This is a genomic window from Tabrizicola sp. (assembly GCF_030694085.1).
Lineage (GTDB): Bacteria > Pseudomonadota > Alphaproteobacteria > Rhodobacterales > Rhodobacteraceae > Tabrizicola.
In genome coordinates this window covers 422,568-439,910 of sequence record NZ_JAUXZE010000035.1, presented here as the reverse complement: position 1 = coordinate 439,910, position 17,343 = coordinate 422,568, and the positions used below count along the sequence as shown (strand labels likewise).

The 17,343-nt window shown below is 66.8% G+C and carries 22 protein-coding genes; 14 read left to right on the top strand and 8 right to left on the bottom strand.

From position 1 onward, the window contains the following. Nucleotides 1–40: 40 nt before the first annotated feature. A complete protein-coding gene (locus Q8M85_RS07120; protein WP_371135210.1) occupies nucleotides 41–1,045 on the top strand; it encodes a fatty acid desaturase in 1,005 nt (334 codons plus the stop codon). Here the strand turns inward: Q8M85_RS07120 and Q8M85_RS07115 are convergent. Beyond that, nucleotides 965–1,576, bottom strand: coding sequence for an NUDIX hydrolase (locus Q8M85_RS07115; protein ID WP_305542155.1), 612 nt, complete (start codon nucleotides 1,574–1,576; stop codon nucleotides 965–967). The two genes, Q8M85_RS07120 and Q8M85_RS07115, sit on opposite strands and share 81 nt — an antisense overlap. Beyond that, a complete protein-coding gene (locus Q8M85_RS07110; RefSeq protein ID WP_305542152.1) occupies nucleotides 1,569–1,976 on the bottom strand; it encodes a DUF983 domain-containing protein in 408 nt (135 codons plus the stop codon). Before Q8M85_RS07110 ends, Q8M85_RS07115 begins: the two co-directional genes overlap by 8 nt. Before the next feature lie 194 nt (nucleotides 1,977–2,170). Here Q8M85_RS07110 and Q8M85_RS07105 point away from each other — a divergent pair, with 194 nt between their 5' ends. From Q8M85_RS07105 to Q8M85_RS07090, 4 genes are read left to right on the top strand one after another with little or no spacing between them, the layout of a single operon-like run. Beyond that, on the top strand, nucleotides 2,171–2,674 hold the full coding sequence (locus tag Q8M85_RS07105; protein WP_305542149.1) for an EF-hand domain-containing protein: 504 nt from the start codon (nucleotides 2,171–2,173) through the stop codon (nucleotides 2,672–2,674). Nucleotides 2,675–2,713: 39 nt separating this feature from the next. After that, nucleotides 2,714–3,322: an RNA polymerase sigma factor gene (locus Q8M85_RS07100; RefSeq protein WP_305542146.1), complete on the top strand. Its 609-nt coding sequence runs from the start codon at nucleotides 2,714–2,716 to the stop codon at nucleotides 3,320–3,322. Further along, the gene (locus Q8M85_RS07095) at nucleotides 3,303–3,638 is read left to right on the top strand and encodes a dihydroorotate dehydrogenase (RefSeq protein WP_305542143.1); all 336 of its coding nucleotides are present in this window, start codon (nucleotides 3,303–3,305) and stop codon (nucleotides 3,636–3,638) included. Before Q8M85_RS07100 ends, Q8M85_RS07095 begins: the two co-directional genes overlap by 20 nt. A gap of 5 nt (nucleotides 3,639–3,643) precedes the next feature. Beyond that, on the top strand, nucleotides 3,644–4,156 hold the full coding sequence (locus tag Q8M85_RS07090; protein WP_305542140.1) for a periplasmic heavy metal sensor: 513 nt from the start codon (nucleotides 3,644–3,646) through the stop codon (nucleotides 4,154–4,156). Here Q8M85_RS07090 and Q8M85_RS07085 read toward each other — a convergent pair. Then, a complete protein-coding gene (locus tag Q8M85_RS07085) occupies nucleotides 4,153–5,526 on the bottom strand; it encodes a diguanylate cyclase (RefSeq protein WP_305542137.1) in 1,374 nt (457 codons plus the stop codon). The genes Q8M85_RS07090 and Q8M85_RS07085 overlap by 4 nt on opposite strands. Nucleotides 5,527–5,658: 132 nt before the next feature. Here Q8M85_RS07085 and Q8M85_RS07080 point away from each other — a divergent pair, with 132 nt between their 5' ends. The 3 genes from Q8M85_RS07080 (at nucleotide 5,659) to Q8M85_RS07070 (ending at nucleotide 8,322) form a co-directional block, all read left to right on the top strand. Then, nucleotides 5,659–5,961 carry a DUF3572 domain-containing protein gene (locus Q8M85_RS07080; protein ID WP_305542134.1) on the top strand — a complete coding sequence of 101 codons (303 nt, stop codon included), beginning with the start codon at nucleotides 5,659–5,661 and terminating at the stop codon, nucleotides 5,959–5,961. Nucleotides 5,962–5,969: 8 nt separating this feature from the next. Beyond that, nucleotides 5,970–6,662 (top strand): HAD family hydrolase, encoded by a 693-nt coding sequence (locus tag Q8M85_RS07075; RefSeq protein WP_305542131.1) that lies wholly within the window; start codon nucleotides 5,970–5,972, stop codon nucleotides 6,660–6,662. Between the two features lie 103 nt (nucleotides 6,663–6,765). Next, a complete protein-coding gene (locus tag Q8M85_RS07070) occupies nucleotides 6,766–8,322 on the top strand; it encodes a trimethylamine methyltransferase family protein (RefSeq protein WP_305542129.1) in 1,557 nt (518 codons plus the stop codon). Between the two features lie 307 nt (nucleotides 8,323–8,629). Here the strand turns inward: Q8M85_RS07070 and Q8M85_RS07065 are convergent, their stop codons facing one another. The 4 genes from Q8M85_RS07065 to Q8M85_RS07050 all read right to left on the bottom strand — a co-directional run bounded on the left by Q8M85_RS07065 (nucleotide 8,630) and on the right by Q8M85_RS07050 (nucleotide 10,467). Further along, on the bottom strand, nucleotides 8,630–9,049 hold the full coding sequence (locus Q8M85_RS07065; RefSeq protein WP_305542126.1) for a DoxX family protein: 420 nt from the start codon (nucleotides 9,047–9,049) through the stop codon (nucleotides 8,630–8,632). A gap of 93 nt (nucleotides 9,050–9,142) precedes the next feature. Next, nucleotides 9,143–9,592 carry an SRPBCC domain-containing protein gene (locus Q8M85_RS07060; protein WP_305542123.1) on the bottom strand — a complete coding sequence of 150 codons (450 nt, stop codon included), beginning with the start codon at nucleotides 9,590–9,592 and terminating at the stop codon, nucleotides 9,143–9,145. Between the two features lie 51 nt (nucleotides 9,593–9,643). Beyond that, nucleotides 9,644–10,123, bottom strand: coding sequence for an SRPBCC domain-containing protein (locus Q8M85_RS07055; protein WP_305542120.1), 480 nt, complete (start codon nucleotides 10,121–10,123; stop codon nucleotides 9,644–9,646). Then, nucleotides 10,123–10,467 (bottom strand): helix-turn-helix transcriptional regulator, encoded by a 345-nt coding sequence (locus Q8M85_RS07050; protein WP_305542117.1) that lies wholly within the window; start codon nucleotides 10,465–10,467, stop codon nucleotides 10,123–10,125. Before Q8M85_RS07050 ends, Q8M85_RS07055 begins: the two co-directional genes overlap by 1 nt. 183 nt (nucleotides 10,468–10,650) lie before the next feature. On the opposite strand from Q8M85_RS07050, the gene Q8M85_RS07045 reads away from it, so the two are divergent. From Q8M85_RS07045 to Q8M85_RS07035, 3 genes are read left to right on the top strand one after another with little or no spacing between them, the layout of a single operon-like run. Then, a complete protein-coding gene (locus Q8M85_RS07045) occupies nucleotides 10,651–11,937 on the top strand; it encodes a lipoprotein-releasing ABC transporter permease subunit (protein ID WP_305542114.1) in 1,287 nt (428 codons plus the stop codon). Then, on the top strand, nucleotides 11,930–12,604 hold the full coding sequence (locus Q8M85_RS07040) for an ABC transporter ATP-binding protein (RefSeq protein WP_305542111.1): 675 nt from the start codon (nucleotides 11,930–11,932) through the stop codon (nucleotides 12,602–12,604). The genes Q8M85_RS07045 and Q8M85_RS07040 overlap by 8 nt, the downstream gene beginning before the upstream one ends. Nucleotides 12,605–12,656: 52 nt before the next feature. Next, nucleotides 12,657–13,067, top strand: coding sequence for a c-type cytochrome (locus Q8M85_RS07035; RefSeq protein ID WP_305542108.1), 411 nt, complete (start codon nucleotides 12,657–12,659; stop codon nucleotides 13,065–13,067). Between the two features lie 328 nt (nucleotides 13,068–13,395). Here the strand turns inward: Q8M85_RS07035 and Q8M85_RS07030 are convergent, their stop codons facing one another. After that, nucleotides 13,396–13,845, bottom strand: coding sequence for a GNAT family N-acetyltransferase (locus tag Q8M85_RS07030; RefSeq protein ID WP_305542105.1), 450 nt, complete (start codon nucleotides 13,843–13,845; stop codon nucleotides 13,396–13,398). A gap of 128 nt (nucleotides 13,846–13,973) precedes the next feature. Here Q8M85_RS07030 and Q8M85_RS07025 point away from each other — a divergent pair, with 128 nt between their 5' ends. From Q8M85_RS07025 to Q8M85_RS07015, 3 genes are read left to right on the top strand one after another with little or no spacing between them, the layout of a single operon-like run. Then, nucleotides 13,974–15,695, top strand: coding sequence for a DUF4153 domain-containing protein (locus Q8M85_RS07025; protein ID WP_305542102.1), 1,722 nt, complete (start codon nucleotides 13,974–13,976; stop codon nucleotides 15,693–15,695). Nucleotides 15,696–15,715: 20 nt separating this feature from the next. Beyond that, nucleotides 15,716–16,333 carry a heme NO-binding domain-containing protein gene (locus Q8M85_RS07020; RefSeq protein ID WP_305542099.1) on the top strand — a complete coding sequence of 206 codons (618 nt, stop codon included), beginning with the start codon at nucleotides 15,716–15,718 and terminating at the stop codon, nucleotides 16,331–16,333. A 3-nt stretch (nucleotides 16,334–16,336) separates the two neighbouring features. Then, nucleotides 16,337–17,338, top strand: a complete 1,002-nt coding sequence (locus Q8M85_RS07015) for a diguanylate cyclase (RefSeq protein WP_305542096.1) — start codon at nucleotides 16,337–16,339, stop codon at nucleotides 17,336–17,338. The last annotated feature ends 5 nt before the right edge of the window (nucleotides 17,339–17,343 follow it).

The window sequence follows — 17,343 nt, the reverse complement described above, 5'->3', positions numbered from 1 at the left end:
GCTAGCGTCACGGGAAAGTTACAAACCGCCGGGAACAATCTTGCAGATCGAGACACGGGCCGTCGAATGGCCCACCCTGATTGTCTTTGCAGCAACTTACAGCCTCTGGGCCCTGGCAACCACATATCTCTGGGGGTTTTCCCCCACCCTCGCCATTCTGACCGCCGCGCTGGCCATCGGACAGTATTCCTCGCTGACGCATGAGGTGCTGCACGGCCATCCGTTCCGGTCACAAACCCTGTCCGAGGCGCTGGTGTTCCCCGGTCTGACGGTTTTCGTCCCCTACCTGCGCTTCAAGGACCTGCATCTGCAGCACCATTTCGATCCGGCCCTGACCGACCCCTATGACGACCCGGAGTCGAACTACCTTGATCCCGCCGTCTGGGCGGGGCTATCGGGTGCGAAGCGGGCGCTGCTGCGGTTCAACAACACGCTTTTCGGGCGGATGTTGATCGGGCCTGCGATATCGGCCTGGGCACTGGTGAAGGGCGACTGGGCAGCGATCCGGCGGGGCGAGCATCGGGTGGCGCTGGCCTGGGGGCTCCATATCGCGGGGCTGGTGTTGGTCTTTGTCTGGCTGAAATGGATCGGCGCGATGCCAGGCTGGGCCTATGTGCTGGCCGCCTATCTGGGCTGGAGCCTGCTGAAGATCCGCACCTACCTGGAACACCGCGCGCATGAGGCGGCGCGGGCAAGGACGGTGGTCATCGAAAGCCGGGGGCCGTTGAGCCTGCTGTTTCTGAACAACAATTTCCACGTGGTGCACCACATGCATCCGGGCGTGGCCTGGTACAAGCTGCCCGCGCTCTACTTCGGCAACCGCGTGCATTACCTGCGGCGGAACGAAAGCTACCGCTATGCGAGCTACGTCGAGATCTTCCGGCAGTTCCTGTTCCGCGCCAAGGACCCGGTGCCGCATCCGGTCTTCCCGGTCGACAGGGGCGGGGCTGCGGGGGGCGGCGTCCTAGACCAGCCGGCGGAACTGCGGGGTGGCGCCGGAGTTGTCGAAGAACGGCACGCCGGGCTGATCGTGGCCCGTCACTAGGGCCGCGACCTCGGCCAAGACGACCTCGGTGATGAACGGCAGGTCCAGCGCGCGCGCGTCCGGCAGAGGCAGCCAGCGCAAGTGCGAAAGCTCGCCCGAGGCCAGGGTGAAATCCTCGCGGTTGTCGTCCAGGCTGTCGGCGTGGGCCAGAAGAAAGCGCGCATCGAAGCGACGCGTCCGACCCGGAGGCGTGATCGCGCGGAAGATGAATCGGAGCGTCGGATGCTCCATCGTCGCAAGGTTCAGGCCGGTTTCCTCGGTCAACTCGCGCAGGGCGGTGGCGACCAGAGTGCCGGGCGCCGGCGCGTCATGCGGGACCTTCAGCGAAAGACGCCGGGCGCAGTCGGGTGTCAGAAAGCCGGGGCGGGCGGCAGCTTCGTCCTCGGGGTCCACGCGGCCGCCGGGGAAGACGAACTTTGATGGCATGAACACCGCCCCCTCGCCGCGTTGGCCCATCAGGACCTGCGGGCCGTCCGGGCTTTCGCGCCAGAGGACGACCGTGGCGGCAGAGCGAATCGGCTCGTCAGTCATTCGGGCGGGTGCCGAAACCGTGCATCCGGTTGGCCCATTGCAGCGCGACCATCGCGCCTTTCAGCCGGGGCAGCAGATACAGCGACAGGGCTACAGTGCCGATGGTGAAGCCCACGGCCATCACCAAGGGCTCGGGCCGGAACTTGGTGAAGGTGAACAGAAGGATCGGCGCCAGAAGGTGGCCGACGATCAGGATCGTCAGGTAGGCCGGTCCATCGTCGGCGCGGTGGTGATGCAGTTCCTCGCCGCAGACCGGGCAGGTGTCGCGCACCTTGAGATAGCCGCGCAGCATTGGTCCCGCGCCACAGTTCGGGCAGCGCCGCCGCCAGCCGCGCAAAAGGGCGGGCTTCAGCGGGCGATCCTCGGCGGCGAGGGGCTGGGCTGTGTCAAGGGTGGTCATGGGCAAGGTCCGGTGTCCGGCCCCAGAGTTGGGGGCGTTGCAGGAGGCGCAACATAGTCACTTCGCGGCACGCTTCACAGAGGGAAGTCCCGCCCTGTGCCCAGATGTCGCAAGATTCTGCGACGGAAAACCAGAGCGAGGTCGTGTGAAGGGCATGAGGGTCGAAACACCGGCCCCGGATACAGGAGAAGAAGATGTCTGCTTCGAAGAAAACGGTCTTTGTCACGCTGGCTCTGACTGGGGCACTGATTGGCTCGGTCGCGCTGGCGCAGAACAAGGGAATGGGTGGCGGCATGGGTGTCGAAGGCCGCGGTGCCATGCTGACCGAGATGTTCGACGCGATTGATGCGGACAGCGATGGCAAGGTCACTCTGGCCGAGCTTGAGGCGCATCGGAAGGCCGAATTCGCCGCCGCCGACACCAACGGCGATGGCGCGCTTAGCCCCGAGGAACTGTCGGCGCACCAGATGGCGCGAATCCAGGCGCGGATGGCCGAGCGGACACAGGCGATGATCGACAACATGGACAACGACGGCAATGGCTCGCTGTCCGAGGACGAGATGGGCCAGGGTCCGGGCGAGCGTCACTTTGCGCGGCTCGACACCGACAATGACGGCGCGATCTCGAAAGCCGAAGCGGAAGAGGCCAGGCAGCATCGTGGCAAGCGCGGTCACGGCGGCGGCATGGGCAACAACTAGGGCTTTGCGGCCCTGCCGCCCAGCCGTTAAGCAGTCGGGATGATGATGGCGTTCGACGCGCATGGGGACACCTCGGATGAGGCGCTGATGGTGCTCTATGCCAATGGAGACCGTCCTGCGGCGCTGGCGCTGACCCAGCGCGTCACCCCGCGCGTGCTGGCTTATGCTGCGCGATTGCTGGGCGGCGACCGGGCCGAAGCCGAGGATGTGGCGCAGGAGACGATGCTGCGGCTGTGGCGTGTCGCGCCCCTGTGGCGGCAGGGCGAAACCAAGGTGACGACCTGGGCCTACCGGGTCGCCACAAACCTGTGCATCGACCGGCAGCGGTCGCGCGGGCGCAGGCGGCAGTTGGCCCTGGACGACGCGCCGGAGCTGGCCGATGGCGCTGTCGGGGCGGAAGGGCAGCTGCAGGAGGCTGGCCGGATGGCGGCACTGGAGGCCGCGCTGGCAGAACTGCCCGACCGGCAGCGGCAGGCAGTGGTGCTGCGCCACCTGGAAGGAATGACGAACCCCGAAATTGCAGCGATCATGGAGATCGGGGTGGAAGCGGTGGAAAGCCTGACCGCGCGGGGCAAACGCGCGCTGGCGGCGATACTTGCAGGCCGCAAGGATGAGCTGGGATATGAGGGTGACCGAGATGCAGGATGATCTGGACGACCTGCTGGCAACAGCGGCGCGGCGGCCTGTCGTGCCCACTGAGGCGCTGATGAACCGGGTGCTGGCCGATGGGCTGGCGCTGCAGCCTGCGGCCGCGGCCCTGAAATCTGCGCCCCGTCCCGGCCTGTTTGCGCGCCTCTCGGGTCTTTTCGGCGGGCCGCCGGTCCTGGCGGGCCTGGGAACGGCGGCGGTCTTCGGGCTGGCGCTGGGCTACCTTAGCCCGACGACGCTGAATTACCTGACGGGGGCCTCGACCGACATGGCCGAATTCTTCCCCGAAGCCGATTTTCTGACCACGGAAGGCTGACTGCCATGAGCGACCCCCAGACCACTGCGCCGCCGCTGGTCGTCTCTACCCCGCCGGGCACCCCGTCGCGCGGGGTGAAGATCGCGTTGGCGGTTTCGGTCGCGCTGAACCTTGCGGTTGCGGGGCTGGCGGTCGGGGCCTGGCTGGGCGGCGGGCATCGCGACATGCCGCGCGACATGTCCTTCGGCCCGTTCAGTGAGGCGCTGGATGACGGCGACCGCCGCGAGATCCGCCGGGCGCTGCTGGACCGGATGGGAGAGTTCCGCGCCGCGCGGACCGAGGCCCGGGCCGAGTTCGAGACGCTCTTGGGTACGCTGCGCGCCGACCCCTTTGACGCCGAGGCGATGAAGGCCGCCCTGGCCGCCATCGAGACCCGCAATGCCGAGCGGCTGCAGCTGGGGCGAAGACTGATCGAAACGCGGCTGATCGAGATGTCGACCGAGGACCGCCAGAGGTTCGCCGACCGGCTGGAGAAGGGGCTGCGCCGTGGTGGGCGCGACGACAAAGGGCGCGATTAGGCAGCCGAAAGTCGGTAGGTGACCTGGTTCCGTCCGGCACCCTTCGATTCCAGGAGCGCAAGGTCGGCCTGTTCCACCAGACCTTCGATGGCATAGCTGTTCTCACCCGAAGCACCCGCGACCGCGACGCCGATCGAGACGGTAACCCGCAACTCTTCGCCCGAATGGAGGCAGATCGGCTGGTCGTCCATCGCCTGACACAGGCGTTCGGCCACCCGCCGGGCGACGGTCATGCAGCTTTGTGGCAGGATCGCCAGGAACTCCTCGCCGCCGATGCGGGCCAGGATGTCGGTGTCGCGCAGGTTGGCGGTCAGGCGGCGGGCGACTTCGACCAGGACCTGATCCCCGGCGGCGTGACCGTGGGCGTCGTTCACCTGCTTGAAGCGGTCAAGGTCCATCACCATGACGGCAAACTGCGACCCCTCCTCTCGCGCGCGGGCGGCGATGGCGGCAAGCTGGGGGGCGGCGCAGCGGCGGTTGTAAAGCCCCGTCAAGGGATCGAGCATGGCCAGGCGCAGCCCGTCCTGCATCCGAGCGCGCCGCCTGTCGGACTGGCGCTTGCGACGCAGCAGGCCCCGGGTGCGCAAGGCCAGCTCCTCGGCCGTGATGCCGGCGCCAACGGCGTCATCCGCACCCAGGTCGAAAGCCATCGCGGCCTCATCCCCTTCCCCTGCGGGACCGACGACGCAGACGGCAGCATGGCGGGTGGCCTGGTGGCTTTTGAGTTCGGACAGAAGGCGTAGGGTTCCCGAGGGGTTCCGGCCATCGTCGTGCAGAATGAAGACCTCGGGCTGGGCCTGGCCGGCCCAGATATCGGCCAGCGCCTCGCGCCGCGAGACCATGACCAGACGGTCGCGCACCTGGCCGGCAAGCTGCGCCCAAAGCGGGTTTCCGGGGTCCGAGCCGACGACAGCGATGGTCCCCTGCGGATCGAAGGCCAGCGGTGCTTCGGCCAGACCGGCAATCGCCAGCCCCTCACTTGCGGGAAATTCGCCCTCGGCCTTCAGCCGCAAGAGGTTGCGAAGACGGGACAGCAGGACACGTTCATTTGCCGGGCGGTCCATGACGTCATCCGCCCCGGCGGCGAAAGCGGCCAGTCGTTCGTCAGCTGTCCCGAAGGCTGTCAGGGCAATGACTGGAATGTCGCGGCTGGCCGGGTCGCGCCGCAGCCGCTGCATCACCTCAAGCCCCGAGATGTCAGGCAGACCGATGTCCAGCAGCACCAGGTCGGGCCGCTCTTCCCGCGCTGCGGCGAGGCAGCTCGCGCCGTCAGCGGCAATGATCGGATCGTAGAAGGCTGCCGAAAGCCGGGCCTGCTGGACGATCCGGTTCGCCGCCACGTCGTCAACGATGAGAATCCGTGCGCTCATCTGCGATGCCGTCTTTTCATTCCACCTGTCGTGGACAACTCTGCCGTCGGGAAGGTTAAGGAATCCTTTCTTTAGGCAGGCAGGCGATCGAATTTCATCTGTCGACACCACAAGGCTACGAAAGCGAGAACAATGCAACCAGAAGTTGCCAAGGAGCCTAGCAGAGAAGCCGCCGTGGTGCTGGCCATTCAGGCGCTGGGATGGATCGCGGCGGATGACGAGGTCTTCCCGCTTTTCATGACGGCCACCGGGTCCTCGATGTCTGACCTGCGCGCCAGGGCAGCCGATCCCGAGTTCCTGGCGGCCGTGCTGGACTTTCTTCTGCAGGATGATCGCTGGGTGGTTGCATTCTGTGATGCCGATGGTCATCCCTACACGGCACCCCAGGCGGCCCGCGCGGCCTTGCCGGGCGGCGCGGTGATGAACTGGACCTGAGGGGCATGATGATCGACGGGCTGATCTTCGACAAGGACGGGACCCTGTTCGACTTCCGCGTCAGCTGGGGCCGCTGGGCCGCGACCTTCCTGCGCCGGATCGCCGCAGACGACGGCCATGCCGTGCGACTGGGACAGGCCATCGGTTATGATCTTGCCACCGCGACCTTCGCGCCCGACAGCCCGGTGATCGCCGCCACCGCCGCCGATATCGCGGCGGCGCTCTTGCCCGAATTGCCGGGCATGACGCTGGCCGAGCTGACCGACCGGATCGACGCCAGCGCCGGGATGGCACCGATGTCCGAGGCAGTGCCGCTGCGTCCGCTTCTGGACGCGTTGCGCGGAAAGGGGTTGCGGCTGGGGCTGGCAACGAACGACTCCGAAGCGCCCGCGCGTCAGCACCTGGAGAGCCACGGGATCACCGATTGCTTCGATTTCATCGCCGGGTATGACTCGGGCCACGGGGCAAAGCCCGGGCCGGGGATGTGCCTGGCCTTCGTGAGGCAAACGGGGCTTCAGCCCGCGCGTGTTGCGATGGTCGGCGACAGCCGGCATGACCTTGAAGCCGGACGTGCGGCCGGGATGCGGACGGTCGCAGTTCTGACTGGGATCGCCAAGCGCGAGGAGCTTGCGCCCCACGCCGATGTCGTACTGGCCGATATCGGAGCAATTCCGGGATGGCTTTCCGGTCTGAAAGCCTGAATCTGCGGGCATCGCGCGAAAAACGACGCTTTTTCGTCGCAAATGCGGTGACCAGATCGGCCCTGCTTCCGTCATCTTCGCCGCAAGCGAATGGAGAGTGACGATGGCGGATGAACCAGCTCGGAGAAAGCGCGCCGGTGGGCGGGCGGGGATGAAGGTCCGTGCGGGCACAGCGGTAATCGACCAGATGCCGTGGCGGATCCCGGTGAACCCCGATGCCCCGACCGAGCCGTTGGACGCCGACGCCGTCCAGCGAGTCCACAAGACCGCGATGCGCATCCTGCGTGACATCGGGATCGAGTTCCTGAACCCAGAAGCGGTGGAGCATCTGCGCCGCGCTGGCTGCATCGTGAACGGGACCAACGTCCGCATGGACGAGGACTTCGTGATGGAGATGGTCGCCCGCGCGCCCGAGACCTTCACCATCACTCCGCGCAACCCCGAGCGGGAACTCATCATGGGCGGCAAGCATATGCTGTTCGTGAACGTCTCGTCTCCGCCGAACGCCTGGGACATGGAGCGGGGCAAGCGGTCGGGCGATTTCGAGACCTTCCGCGAGTTCATGAAGCTGACGCAGTACTTCAACTGCATCCACGTTGCGGGTGGCTATCCGGTCGAGCCGGTGGATATTCATGCCAGCGTGCGGCACCTGGACTGCCTGTATGAGAAGCTGACGCTGACCGACAAGGTCGTCCACGCCTACAGCCTGGGGGCGGAGCGAGTCGAGGATGTGATGGAGATGGTCCGTCTGGCCGCGGGCCTTACGGAAGAGGAGTTCCAGGCCAAGCCGCGGATGTATACCAACATCAACTCGGTTTCCCCTCTGAAGCACGACTATCCGATGCTGGACGGGGCGATGCGGATGGCCAAGCGGGGGCAGCCGGTGGTGGTGACGCCGTTCACGCTGGCGGGGGCGATGGCGCCGGTGACGATGTCGGGCGCGGTGGCCTTGTCGATTGCCGAGGCTTTGGCGGCGGTCGCACTCCTGCAGTACATCGCGCCGGGGTGTCCGGTGGCGATCGGGACCTTCACCTCGAACGTCGACATGAAATCCGGTGCGCCGGCCTTCGGGACCCCCGAATACATGCGGGCGACGCAGATGACGGGGCAGTTGGTGCGCTTTTATGGCGTGCCGATGCGGGCCAGCGGCGTCTGTGCGGCGAACGTGCCGGACGGGCAGGCGATGTGGGAGACGTCGAACAGCCTTTGGTCCGCCGTTCAGAGCCGGACCAACATGGTCTACCACGCGGCGGGCTGGCTGGAGGGGGGGCTGATCGCGAGCCCCGAGAAGTTCATCATGGACTGCGAGGTCCTGCAGATGATCCAGCGCTACTTCGAGGAGGCGACCTTTGCCACCCGCGACGAGGACCTGGCCTTCGACGCGATCAAGGAGGTCGGCGCTGGCGGGCATTACTTCGGGGTCCAGCACACCCAGGACCGCTATCAGGACGCCTTCTATGCGCCGATCGTGTCGGACTGGCGGAACTATGAGGCCTGGCAGGCGGACGGGTCGGTCTGGACGGTCGAGCGGGCGCACCGGATCTACAAGCAGATCCTGGCCGAGTTCGAGGCACCGGAAATGAACGGGGACCATCTGGAGGAGCTGCAACGCTTCGTCGCGAAGCGGAAGCAGGAGGGCGGGGCGCCCACCGACTTCTGATCCTGTCCACGGTGGACAATCCGGGATGGAGATTTGAAAACAATGACTTGGTCGCGGACGTTAGGAGTTTATTAACTTTTGCCAAAGGTGGGTCAACCTGCGCCTGCGGGCGCAGAACGACCCACCCTACATCGGCCCCAGGTCCGGTCCCAGGTCCGGGATCGTCCGGGTGGGGTGGCAGCGACGGCAGTCAAGATGAGCGGCTGCGCCGCGCGTCTTTGTCTCGGCCCCGCGCGTGAAGAACGCGCAGAGCCTCGGGCTGCCTCCGGCGGGGATATTTCTGCAAATGTGAAAGGCGAAGTGTGCGTCAGGGCGAGGCCCGGCCAGCTTTTCCTGGCAAGCAGGACCCGGTGGGCACATTGGGGGAGAGCGGTCTGCGGGCGGCGTTCCGGGTGAAGAACGAGGTCGGCATCAGCGCGAAAGCCAGGACCGCAGGAAGGGAGCCGCCGTTGCCTGCATTGAGGTGGGCCGAAAGCGCCAGCAGGAGATGGTAGAACATGCGGGCATAGGCGAGGTCGCTGAGCCGGACGGAGAGGCGGCTGGGGATCGCGATGGGTGCGGCGATCTTGGCGACGATCAGGACGGGGATCAGGTGGGCCGGGACGCCGGAGGCGACGAAGCCCTGGGCAACCATTTCGCGCTGGGAGAGGTAGACCCCGGCAGCCGCGAGATACATGAGGCACCGGGGAACGGTCGTGACGCAGGAGAGTAGCCGGGCCTTGGTCATGGCATGAATCCTTTCCGGTGGACCGGGCGCGGTGCCGGTTCGGGTTGGCGTTGCGGGTTGGCGGTGCGGTCGGGCGGCCAGTCGGGCGGCCAGTCAGGCGGGGAAGGACAGATCCTCGATCCGGCCGTAGACCTGATCGATGCCGTCGGTGAAGCCTTGCTGGATGGCCGTGGCGCGGGCCTGCGCGTCGCTGTAGCGCATGACGACCGTCATCCGCGTTCCCGGGCCTGCGGGCCAAAGCGTGGTGGTCACGGTCGGCCCTGTTTTGGTGTCGCCGTTGAAGTGTTCGACATGGACCATGCGCTCTGGCGGCCGGGCCTCGAGGATCGGGCCGGAGAAGAAGAGCGCGGGCCAGGCATAGCGGAAGCTGCCGCCGGGGCGGGGGTCGATCTGACACTCGATCAGGTCGGGCGAAAGCCACCGGCGCAGGAGGGCGGGGTCGGTCAGGGCGCGCCAGACCTGCGGCGGCTTGTGCGAGAAGCTGCGGCGGATGACGACGTCGGTGTCACCGTCAAGGGCGAGCCGGGTCTGATCGAAAGTCATGGTCCGGGTCCTTTCCGACTGTCCCGACACGCCTGCCTGCCGCGCAGGGGATCAGGCAGGGATCTGCATGGCGTCGAGCCTGGCGTAGACCTCGTCCATGCCGTCGGTCATGCCGGTGGCGATGGCGGCGGCGCGGGCCTCGGCGTCGTGATAGCGCATGACCATCGTCATGCGGGTGCCGCTGCCCTGGGGCGCGAGGTCGGTGGTGATCCGGGCGGACATGGCGGGGTCGCCGTTGAAATACTCGATATGGCTGATGTGGTGCGGCGGGTTCACCGCGATGACCGGGCCGGAGAAGAAGAAGGAATTGCCGTCCGGCCCTTGCCATTCGAAGTGGAAGGTCCCGCCGGGGCGCGGGTCGAAATCGCACCGCGTCATCGGGTGGTCCTTGACCGCCATCCATTCGCGGATGAGCGCGGGCTGGGTCAGGGCGCGCCAGACCTTTGCGGGCGGGTGCTGGAAGTCGCGGCGCAGGAGGATGTCGGTGTCGCCGTCGAGGACGGTCTGCAAGCGGGTGAGGTCGAGGGACATCAGGGCTTTCCTTCCGTGGAGGGTGGGTCGTCGGGCAGGGTGTCGAGCACCGCGTCGAGCCGCTGGAACTGTGTCTCCCACAGCGCGCGGTACTGGCCGAGCCAGTCCCAGAGCTGTGCCATCGTGTCTGGTTTCAGCCTGCGGGGGCGGGCGGTGCCCTGGATGCGGGTTTCGATCAGGCCGGCATCTTCCAGCACCTTGAGATGGCGGCTGATCGCGGGCTGGGAGATGGCGAAGGGCCGGGCGAGGTCCTGCACCGTGGCCTCGCCTTGCGACAGCCGGGACAGGATGGCGCGCCGGGTCGGATCGGCAAGGGCGGCGAAGGATTGGTCGAGGTCGGGCATGATGCAATCCATTATGTAACGAATCATTTATATAACAAAGTGGCGAATTTGAGAAGGAGATCTGGGCCGGCCAGCCGGGCGGGTGCGGAAATCCGCTGTCGGGGGGCGATGCCTTGACGTTTCACGCCCTGTCCCGCAGGTTGCCGGGCACTTAAACAACGGCCCGAACGGGCGAAAAGGCAGATGGCAAAGAGCACGGCACCCTTCTCGGGCTTTGAATTCATGATCGCCTGGCGCTATCTGCGCGCGAGGCGGGCCGAGGGCGGGGTCAGTGTGATGACCTGGATCAGCCTGATCGGCATCACTCTGGCGGTGTTCGCGCTGATCCTGACCCTGGCGGTCAGGGCGGGGTTCCGGGCGGAGTTCGTGGATACGATCCTGGGGGCCAACGCGCATGTGACGGTCCATTCCTCGGGCGTGGTGGGCGAGGATGGCCAGTTGATCCGGGGGTTCACCGAGCCTGCCGCGATGGCGGCGGCGATCGCCGAGGTGCCAGGGGTGACGCGGGCGGCGCCCCTGATAAAGGGCAAGCTCATGGTCTCGGACGGTGAGGACACCACCGGGGCCGAGGTCTTCGGGATGTCACCGGAGGAGTTTGCGTCGATCCCGCGGATCGGAGCGGGGTCGGATGCGATCGGCGATCTGGCGCGGTTCCCCGAGGGGATCGCGCTGGGGTCGGGCATTGCACGGGAGCTTGGGGTCAGTGTCGGCGACCGGGTGCGGCTGATCGCGCCAGGGGGCGTGCGGACGGCGATGGGGACGACGCCACGGGTCAACGCTTATGAAGTGGTCTATATCTTCAGCGCGGGCCGCTACGACATCGACACCACGCGGATCTACATGCCCTTCACCGAGGCGCAGAGCTTCTTCAACAAGGAGGGGCGGGCGGACGAGATCGAGGTGATGGTCGAGACGCCGGATGCCATCGAGAGCTATGGCAACGCAATTCTGCAGGCGGCGGGGCCGGCGGCGATGCTGTGGACCTGGAAGGACAGTTCGGGCGCCTTCCTGCGGGCCTTGGACATCGAGGACAACGTGATGTTCGTCATCCTGTCGGTGCTGGTGCTGATCGCGGCGATGAACATCGTGTCGGGTCTGATCATGCTGGTGAAGAACAAGGGCCGCGACATCGGCATCCTGCGCACGATGGGGCTGACCGAGGGGTCGGTGTTGCGGGTGTTCTTCATCTGCGGGGCGTTCACCGGGGTTCTGGGGACCGTTGCGGGAGTGATCCTGGGGTGCCTCACGGCGCTGAACATCGACCAGATCATGAGTGCGATCAACTGGGTGAACGGGTCCGAGGTCTGGGACCCCTCGATCCGGGGGATTTATTCGCTGCCGGCCAAGTTGCAGCTGGGCGATGTGATGTCGGCGGTGGCGCTGTCCCTGGGGCTGTCGTTCATCGTCACCATCTTCCCGGCCCGGCGCGCGGCGCGGATGAACCCGGTGGAGGCGCTGCGTTATGAGTGAGATGCTGCGTCTGGAGGGGGTCGGGAAGGGCTACAACCGGGGCAAGCCGTCCGAGGTGATCGTGCTGCGCGGGGCGACGCTGTCGGTCGCGCGGGGCGAGGTTGTGGCGCTGGTCGCGCCGTCGGGCGCGGGCAAGTCGACGCTTCTGCACATCGCGGGGCTGCTGGACGTGCCGGACAGTGGGACAGTCCGGTTGGATGGGCGCGAGATGGGCGGGCTGAGCGACCGGGCGCGGACCGAGGCGCGGCGTGCCGAGGTGGGGTTCATCTATCAGTTCCACCATCTCTTGCCGGAGTTCACGGCGCTGGAGAACGTGGTGATTCCGCAGCTGGCGAACGGCGTCGGCAAGGCGGCGGCCGAAGCGCGGGCAATGGACTTGCTGGACAAGGTCGGCGTCGGCGCGCGGGCGGGGCATCGTCCAGCGGCACTGTCGGGGGGCGAGCAGCAGCGGGTGGCCTTCTGCCGCGCGCTTGCCAATGGGCCGAAGCTGCTGTTGGCGGATGAGCCAACGGGAAACCTGGACCCCGGCACCTCGGACCAGGTGTTCGGAGTGCTGATGGAACTGGTCCGTTCGACGGGGCTTTCGGCGCTGATCGCAACGCATAACCTGGACCTGGCGGCCCGGATGGACCGGGTGGTGCGGCTCACGGCGGGTCAGGTGACCTAGATCAAGGCGTGATCGATCCGGGTCAGGTCCAGTGAGGCTAGAGGAGAGAAAGATGCGTCACCCCATGATGATCCTGTCGCTGTCCCTTGTCCTTGGGGCTTGTGTCGAGCGGAAGACGCTGCCAAGCGGGTCCGAGGATTTCGCCGATTTCTGTGCGGCCTGCCACGGCATGTCGGGCAAGGGCGACGGTGAAGGTGCCGCGGCGCTGGACCGCAAGCCTGCGGATCTGACGCGCCTGTCCGCCAAGAACGGCGGAGCCTTTCCCGGCACACGGGTGATGGCCAAGATCTGGGGCTATACCGGGGTCGCCCCCGGCCGACAGGACGCCGCTTCGCCGATGCCGGAGTTCGGGCCGCTTCTGCAGGGCGACCTGGTGCCCTATGACGGCGGTGACGGGATCGCAACGCCGACTCCGGTGCGGTTGGTGCAGATCGCGGAATATCTGAAGGCGTTGCAAAAGTAAGGCGTGGACCGAGACGGGCTTTTCGCGTGACTGCGTCTTCCCGTCTTGGCGGGAAGATCGGGACGCGCCGAAAACGGCCGCGAAGTGCCGAGGACGCACAGAGGCGATGACAGCAGTTGCTGCGCGCTGGGCAACGCGGCGGCGCCCTTCAGACCGGGAAGGCGACTTCAAACCGTCTACGGCGATGATCCGACCGGTGGGTGACGGGCGGCAGGGCCGACGATCAGCGGTGCGGTCCACAGCCTAGGCTGAGGAGAGCGGCGCCCCGGATTGTAGCGGCCCTTCCGTTCAGAGGGTAGGGCAGTGCCCCGCCCCGCGCATTGACCTGCTATTTCGGCGGGCGGTTGTAGCGGATGAAGGGAGAGACCTTCGCCACCCGGTCGTAAAGCTGGCGCGCCTCGTGGTTGAAGTCCTGGGTCAGCCAGTAGACGGCGGGGGCCCCGGCGGCGTCGGCGGCGGCATAGACCGCCGTGATCAGGGCGCGGCCAAGGCCGGTGCCACGGGCCTGCGGTGCGACGTAGAGGTCCTGCAAGTAACAGACGTCCTCGATCCTCCAGCAGTGCCGGTGGAAAAGGTAATGCGCGAGCCCAAGGAGCTGGCCGTCCTGGTCTGCGACCAGCGCCGAGAAGTCCCGCGGGTCCGGCCCAAGGAGGCGGGCGAAGGTCGAGGCGTAGACCTCATCCGGGACCGAGGTCTGGTAGAACTGCAGGTAGCCTGTCCAGAGTTGGCGCCACTGGCCGCTGTCTTCGGGCAGGAGAGGGCGGATCGTGGCGGGCATGGGGTTCCTGCGGCATCGGACAGTTTCAGCCTGCCGCATGTGTTAACGCTTGGCAACCAGCTGGAAATCCTGACTATGCGCGGCACTGCCCAGACGCATAAGGGCAGACGGAACCGGGAGATTGTGGAATGACGGGCCAGATTGCGGCACGGATCAGGCTTGCCCTGGCGGGTGCGCTGGGCGGGGCTGCGCTTTGGGCGGCCATGGATATCGCCGACCGCGGTTGGCTGGACGATTTCCCGGCGCTGGCGCTGTTCGTGCTGCTGACCACGGCGTTCACTGCGCTGATGGCGCTTGCCGGGCCGATCGGCCTGGGCCGCGCGGTGCCCAGGTCCCTGGGTCTGGGAGTGGTGGTGGCCGCTCTGACCTGGCAGATGGCGCTGCGCTTCGACGAGGTGGACCAGTTTCTGTTCAGTGGGGTCCCTTTGCTGGCGATCCTCACGCTGTCGACGCTGCCGTTGCCGTTTCTGGCAGCACGGGTCCGCAGCCGCTGGAATGACTATCCGGTCCTTTTCCTTGAGGCCTGGTCGATTGTCCTGCGTTTTGCGGCGGCGGGAGCCTTTACAGCACTTGTCTGGCTGGTGATCTACCTGTCGGACGCTCTGCTGCAAATCGTGGGCATCCGCGTGATCGGCACTTTGCTGGAGCATGAGCTTGTGGCGCTGGCCCTGGGCGGGGCGATCTTCGGGCTTGGCATGGCGGTGATTCATGACCTGGCGGACCTCTTGTCGCCCTATGTCGTCCTGCGGGTGTTCCGGCTGTTCCTGCCGGTGGTACTGGCGGTGATGGCGGTCTTTCTTGTCGCGTTGCCGTTTCGGGGGCTGGACGGGCTGGTCAGCGGGCTGTCGCCTGCGACGCTTCTGTTGACGATGGTCGGTGGCGGGACTGCGCTGGTCTCGATCGCCATCGACCAGGCGGATGCGGATGCGACGCAAAGCCCGCTTCTGGTGCGATGCACGCAGGGCCTGGCGCTGATCCTGCCTTTGGTGGCGGCGCTGGCGCTGTGGGCGGTCTGGCTGCGGGTGAGCGACCGGGGCTGGTCGCCCGAGCGGTTGTTCGTGGTTCTGGTGGCAGGCCTGGGGCTGGTCTACGGGCTGGTCTATGCCGTGTCGGTCCTGCGGGGCGGGGCGTGGATGGAGCGGATCCGGCAGGGCAACATCCGAATTGCGCTGGGAATCCTGCTGCTGGCCGCGCTGTGGCTGTCGCCGGTGCTGAACGCCGAGCGGATCTCGGCTGCAAGCCAGCTGTCGCGATTCGAGGCGGAGGGGGTCGAGGCGCTTGACCCGTCTGCTCTGCGGTCCTGGGGCAAGCCGGGGGCGGCGGTGCTGGCGGCCCTGGAGGCGAAGTCCACAGAGCCGGGGCAGGAGGCGCTGGCTGCTGTCCTGGCCGGAGAGGCGACGGGGCAGGCGGACAAGGGCCCGGCGCTGGTCGCCGAACTGGCGGCGCTGCTTGCGGTGCAGCCGACCTCGGCCACCGGGATGCGGGACGTGATTCTGGGTGCCGCCGAGGATTACCAGCTGCAGGACTGGCTGCAGGTCTGCAAGGTGCGGCTGAAGACTGGAGAGCCGGGCTGCCTTCTGGTTGTGGCGGACCTTCTGCCGCTGCGGCCGGGCGAGGAGGCGATGCTCTTCCTGCAGCGCGGGACGGATTACATCGAGGTCAGCGGCCTTTACCTGGATGACAGCGGGATGCTGGTCTGGCGCACGGCGACGCAGCCGGACGGCAACTACCTGTCGCCCGAGGCGGCGGCCCGGCTCTTGCGGGAGTACCATGCCGCTCCGCCGCCGCTGACGGGGGCAGAGCTGAACCAGCTGGGCATCGGCGAGGACGGGCTCTTGTTCCTGCCATGACGAGGAAAGGTTGTTAACCGATGCGCGATAACCTTGCTGCCGAAACTGTCCTGGGGTCGGATATGGATGCGCTGCTGCTGCGGTCCCTGCAAGGCTATGTGATCGACACGTTCGGGGCTGCGCGCTGGCAGATGGTCTGCCGACGGGCCGAGCTGTCCATCCTGAGTTTCGAGCCGATGCTGCGCTATGATCCTGGCAGTGCCGACCGGATCGGGCGGATCGCGGCCGAAGTTCTGGGCCGCCCGGTCGAGGCCATCTGGGAAGACGTGGGCACCCACCTGGTGACGAACCCCGACCGTGAGGGCATCCGGCGGCTTCTGCGCTTTGGCGGGGTCACCTTCGCGGATTTCCTTTATTCGCTGGAAGATCTGCCGGGTCGGGCGCGTCTGGCGATGCCGGATCTGGAGCTGCCGGATGTGACCGTGGACGAGGTGGGTGAAGACCGGTTCGAGCTGCGCTGCCAGTCGCACCTTGGCGCCACGCAGCGGGTGCTTGTGGGCCTTTTGACGGCGATGGCCGACGACTATGGCGCGCTGTGCCTGATCGAGGCGGAGTCTGCCGACTGCACCTCGATCCTGGTTCTGGACCGTCGCCACGCCAAGGCGCGGCGGTTCGACCTGGCGCCGCCGGAGAGATAGCGGATGCAGACACTTCATTTCGAGGACCGGATCGAGCTGGACAGTGCCGCCTCAGCACAGTTCATGCCGATGCACCTGCTGCTGGACGCGGAGGGGCGCGCGATCAGCTATGGACCGACCCTTGCACGGGTGCTGCAAGCCGACGCGGTGCCGGGAGCGCGGTTCGAGGATCTGTTCGAGGTGCGCTCTCCCGGGGGGGCGGTCACGATCGGACAGGTGCTGGCCCGGGGGGGAAATCGCTTTCGGCTGCTGCCGCGCAACGGCCTGCGCGTCGGACTGCGTGGCCTGGGCCAAAGCCTGTCGGGATCGGGCCGCATCCTGCTGAATCTGTCCTTCGGGATCGACCTGATCGCGGCTGTGCGCGACCTGGCGCTGACGGACGCCGATTTCGCCGCGACCGACCTTGCGATGGAACTGCTTTACATGGCCGAGGCCAATGCTGCGGTCACGCGGGAGCTGCGGGGATTGAACCTGCGGCTGGAAGGCGCGCGGATGGCGGCCGAGGAAGAGGCGATGACCGACCCGCTGACCGGCCTGCGCAACCGTCGCGCCGCCGATCTGGTGCTGGAACGGCTTTGCGCCGCCCGGGCAGCGTTCGGGCTACTGCACATGGATCTGGATTTCTTCAAGGCGGTCAACGACACGCTGGGCCACGCCGCAGGCGACTTTGTCCTGAGCAACGTCGGCCGCATCCTGCGCGAACAGCTTCGCGCCGAGGATTGCGCGGCGCGGATCGGCGGCGACGAGTTCGTGGTGATCCTGGCGGGCCGGACCGAACCGAAGATGCTGCAAATGATTGCCGAACGGATCATCGCCCGCATCAGTCAGCCGATGGAGTTCGAAGGCCAGATCTGCAAGGTTTCGGCAAGCATCGGCATTGTCCGGTCGCTGGACCTTGCGGTGCCGGACCCCGTTCAGCTTCTTGCCGCAGCCGACCGTGCGCTTTATGCGGCCAAGCATGCAGGCCGAAGCCGGGCGGTTCTGCTGGTCACGCGCGGAGAGTAGTCGGG

What these genes read in the sequence shown, in the direction of transcription:
- Q8M85_RS07015 (WP_305542096.1), top strand. Translation starts at nt 16,337, where the DNA reads ATGCAGACACTTCATTTCGAGGACCGGATCGAGCTGGACAGTGCCGCC.
- Q8M85_RS07115 (WP_305542155.1), bottom strand. Translation starts at nt 1,576, where the DNA reads ATGACTGACGAGCCGATTCGCTCTGCCGCCACGGTCGTCCTCTGGCGC.
- Q8M85_RS07040 (WP_305542111.1), top strand. Translation starts at nt 11,930, where the DNA reads ATGAGTGAGATGCTGCGTCTGGAGGGGGTCGGGAAGGGCTACAACCGG.
- Q8M85_RS07050 (WP_305542117.1), bottom strand. Translation starts at nt 10,467, where the DNA reads ATGCCCGACCTCGACCAATCCTTCGCCGCCCTTGCCGATCCGACCCGG.
- Q8M85_RS07080 (WP_305542134.1), top strand. Translation starts at nt 5,659, where the DNA reads ATGCAACCAGAAGTTGCCAAGGAGCCTAGCAGAGAAGCCGCCGTGGTG.
- Q8M85_RS07045 (WP_305542114.1), top strand. Translation starts at nt 10,651, where the DNA reads ATGGCAAAGAGCACGGCACCCTTCTCGGGCTTTGAATTCATGATCGCC.
- Q8M85_RS07025 (WP_305542102.1), top strand. Translation starts at nt 13,974, where the DNA reads ATGACGGGCCAGATTGCGGCACGGATCAGGCTTGCCCTGGCGGGTGCG.
- Q8M85_RS07030 (WP_305542105.1), bottom strand. Translation starts at nt 13,845, where the DNA reads ATGCCCGCCACGATCCGCCCTCTCCTGCCCGAAGACAGCGGCCAGTGG.
- Q8M85_RS07085 (WP_305542137.1), bottom strand. Translation starts at nt 5,526, where the DNA reads ATGAGCGCACGGATTCTCATCGTTGACGACGTGGCGGCGAACCGGATC.
- Q8M85_RS07060 (WP_305542123.1), bottom strand. Translation starts at nt 9,592, where the DNA reads ATGACTTTCGATCAGACCCGGCTCGCCCTTGACGGTGACACCGACGTC.
- Q8M85_RS07065 (WP_305542126.1), bottom strand. Translation starts at nt 9,049, where the DNA reads ATGACCAAGGCCCGGCTACTCTCCTGCGTCACGACCGTTCCCCGGTGC.
- Q8M85_RS07110 (WP_305542152.1), bottom strand. Translation starts at nt 1,976, where the DNA reads ATGACCACCCTTGACACAGCCCAGCCCCTCGCCGCCGAGGATCGCCCG.
- Q8M85_RS07035 (WP_305542108.1), top strand. Translation starts at nt 12,657, where the DNA reads ATGCGTCACCCCATGATGATCCTGTCGCTGTCCCTTGTCCTTGGGGCT.
- Q8M85_RS07055 (WP_305542120.1), bottom strand. Translation starts at nt 10,123, where the DNA reads ATGTCCCTCGACCTCACCCGCTTGCAGACCGTCCTCGACGGCGACACC.
- Q8M85_RS07075 (WP_305542131.1), top strand. Translation starts at nt 5,970, where the DNA reads ATGATCGACGGGCTGATCTTCGACAAGGACGGGACCCTGTTCGACTTC.
- Q8M85_RS07020 (WP_305542099.1), top strand. Translation starts at nt 15,716, where the DNA reads ATGCGCGATAACCTTGCTGCCGAAACTGTCCTGGGGTCGGATATGGAT.
- Q8M85_RS07070 (WP_305542129.1), top strand. Translation starts at nt 6,766, where the DNA reads ATGGCGGATGAACCAGCTCGGAGAAAGCGCGCCGGTGGGCGGGCGGGG.
- Q8M85_RS07090 (WP_305542140.1), top strand. Translation starts at nt 3,644, where the DNA reads ATGAGCGACCCCCAGACCACTGCGCCGCCGCTGGTCGTCTCTACCCCG.
- Q8M85_RS07100 (WP_305542146.1), top strand. Translation starts at nt 2,714, where the DNA reads ATGATGATGGCGTTCGACGCGCATGGGGACACCTCGGATGAGGCGCTG.
- Q8M85_RS07105 (WP_305542149.1), top strand. Translation starts at nt 2,171, where the DNA reads ATGTCTGCTTCGAAGAAAACGGTCTTTGTCACGCTGGCTCTGACTGGG.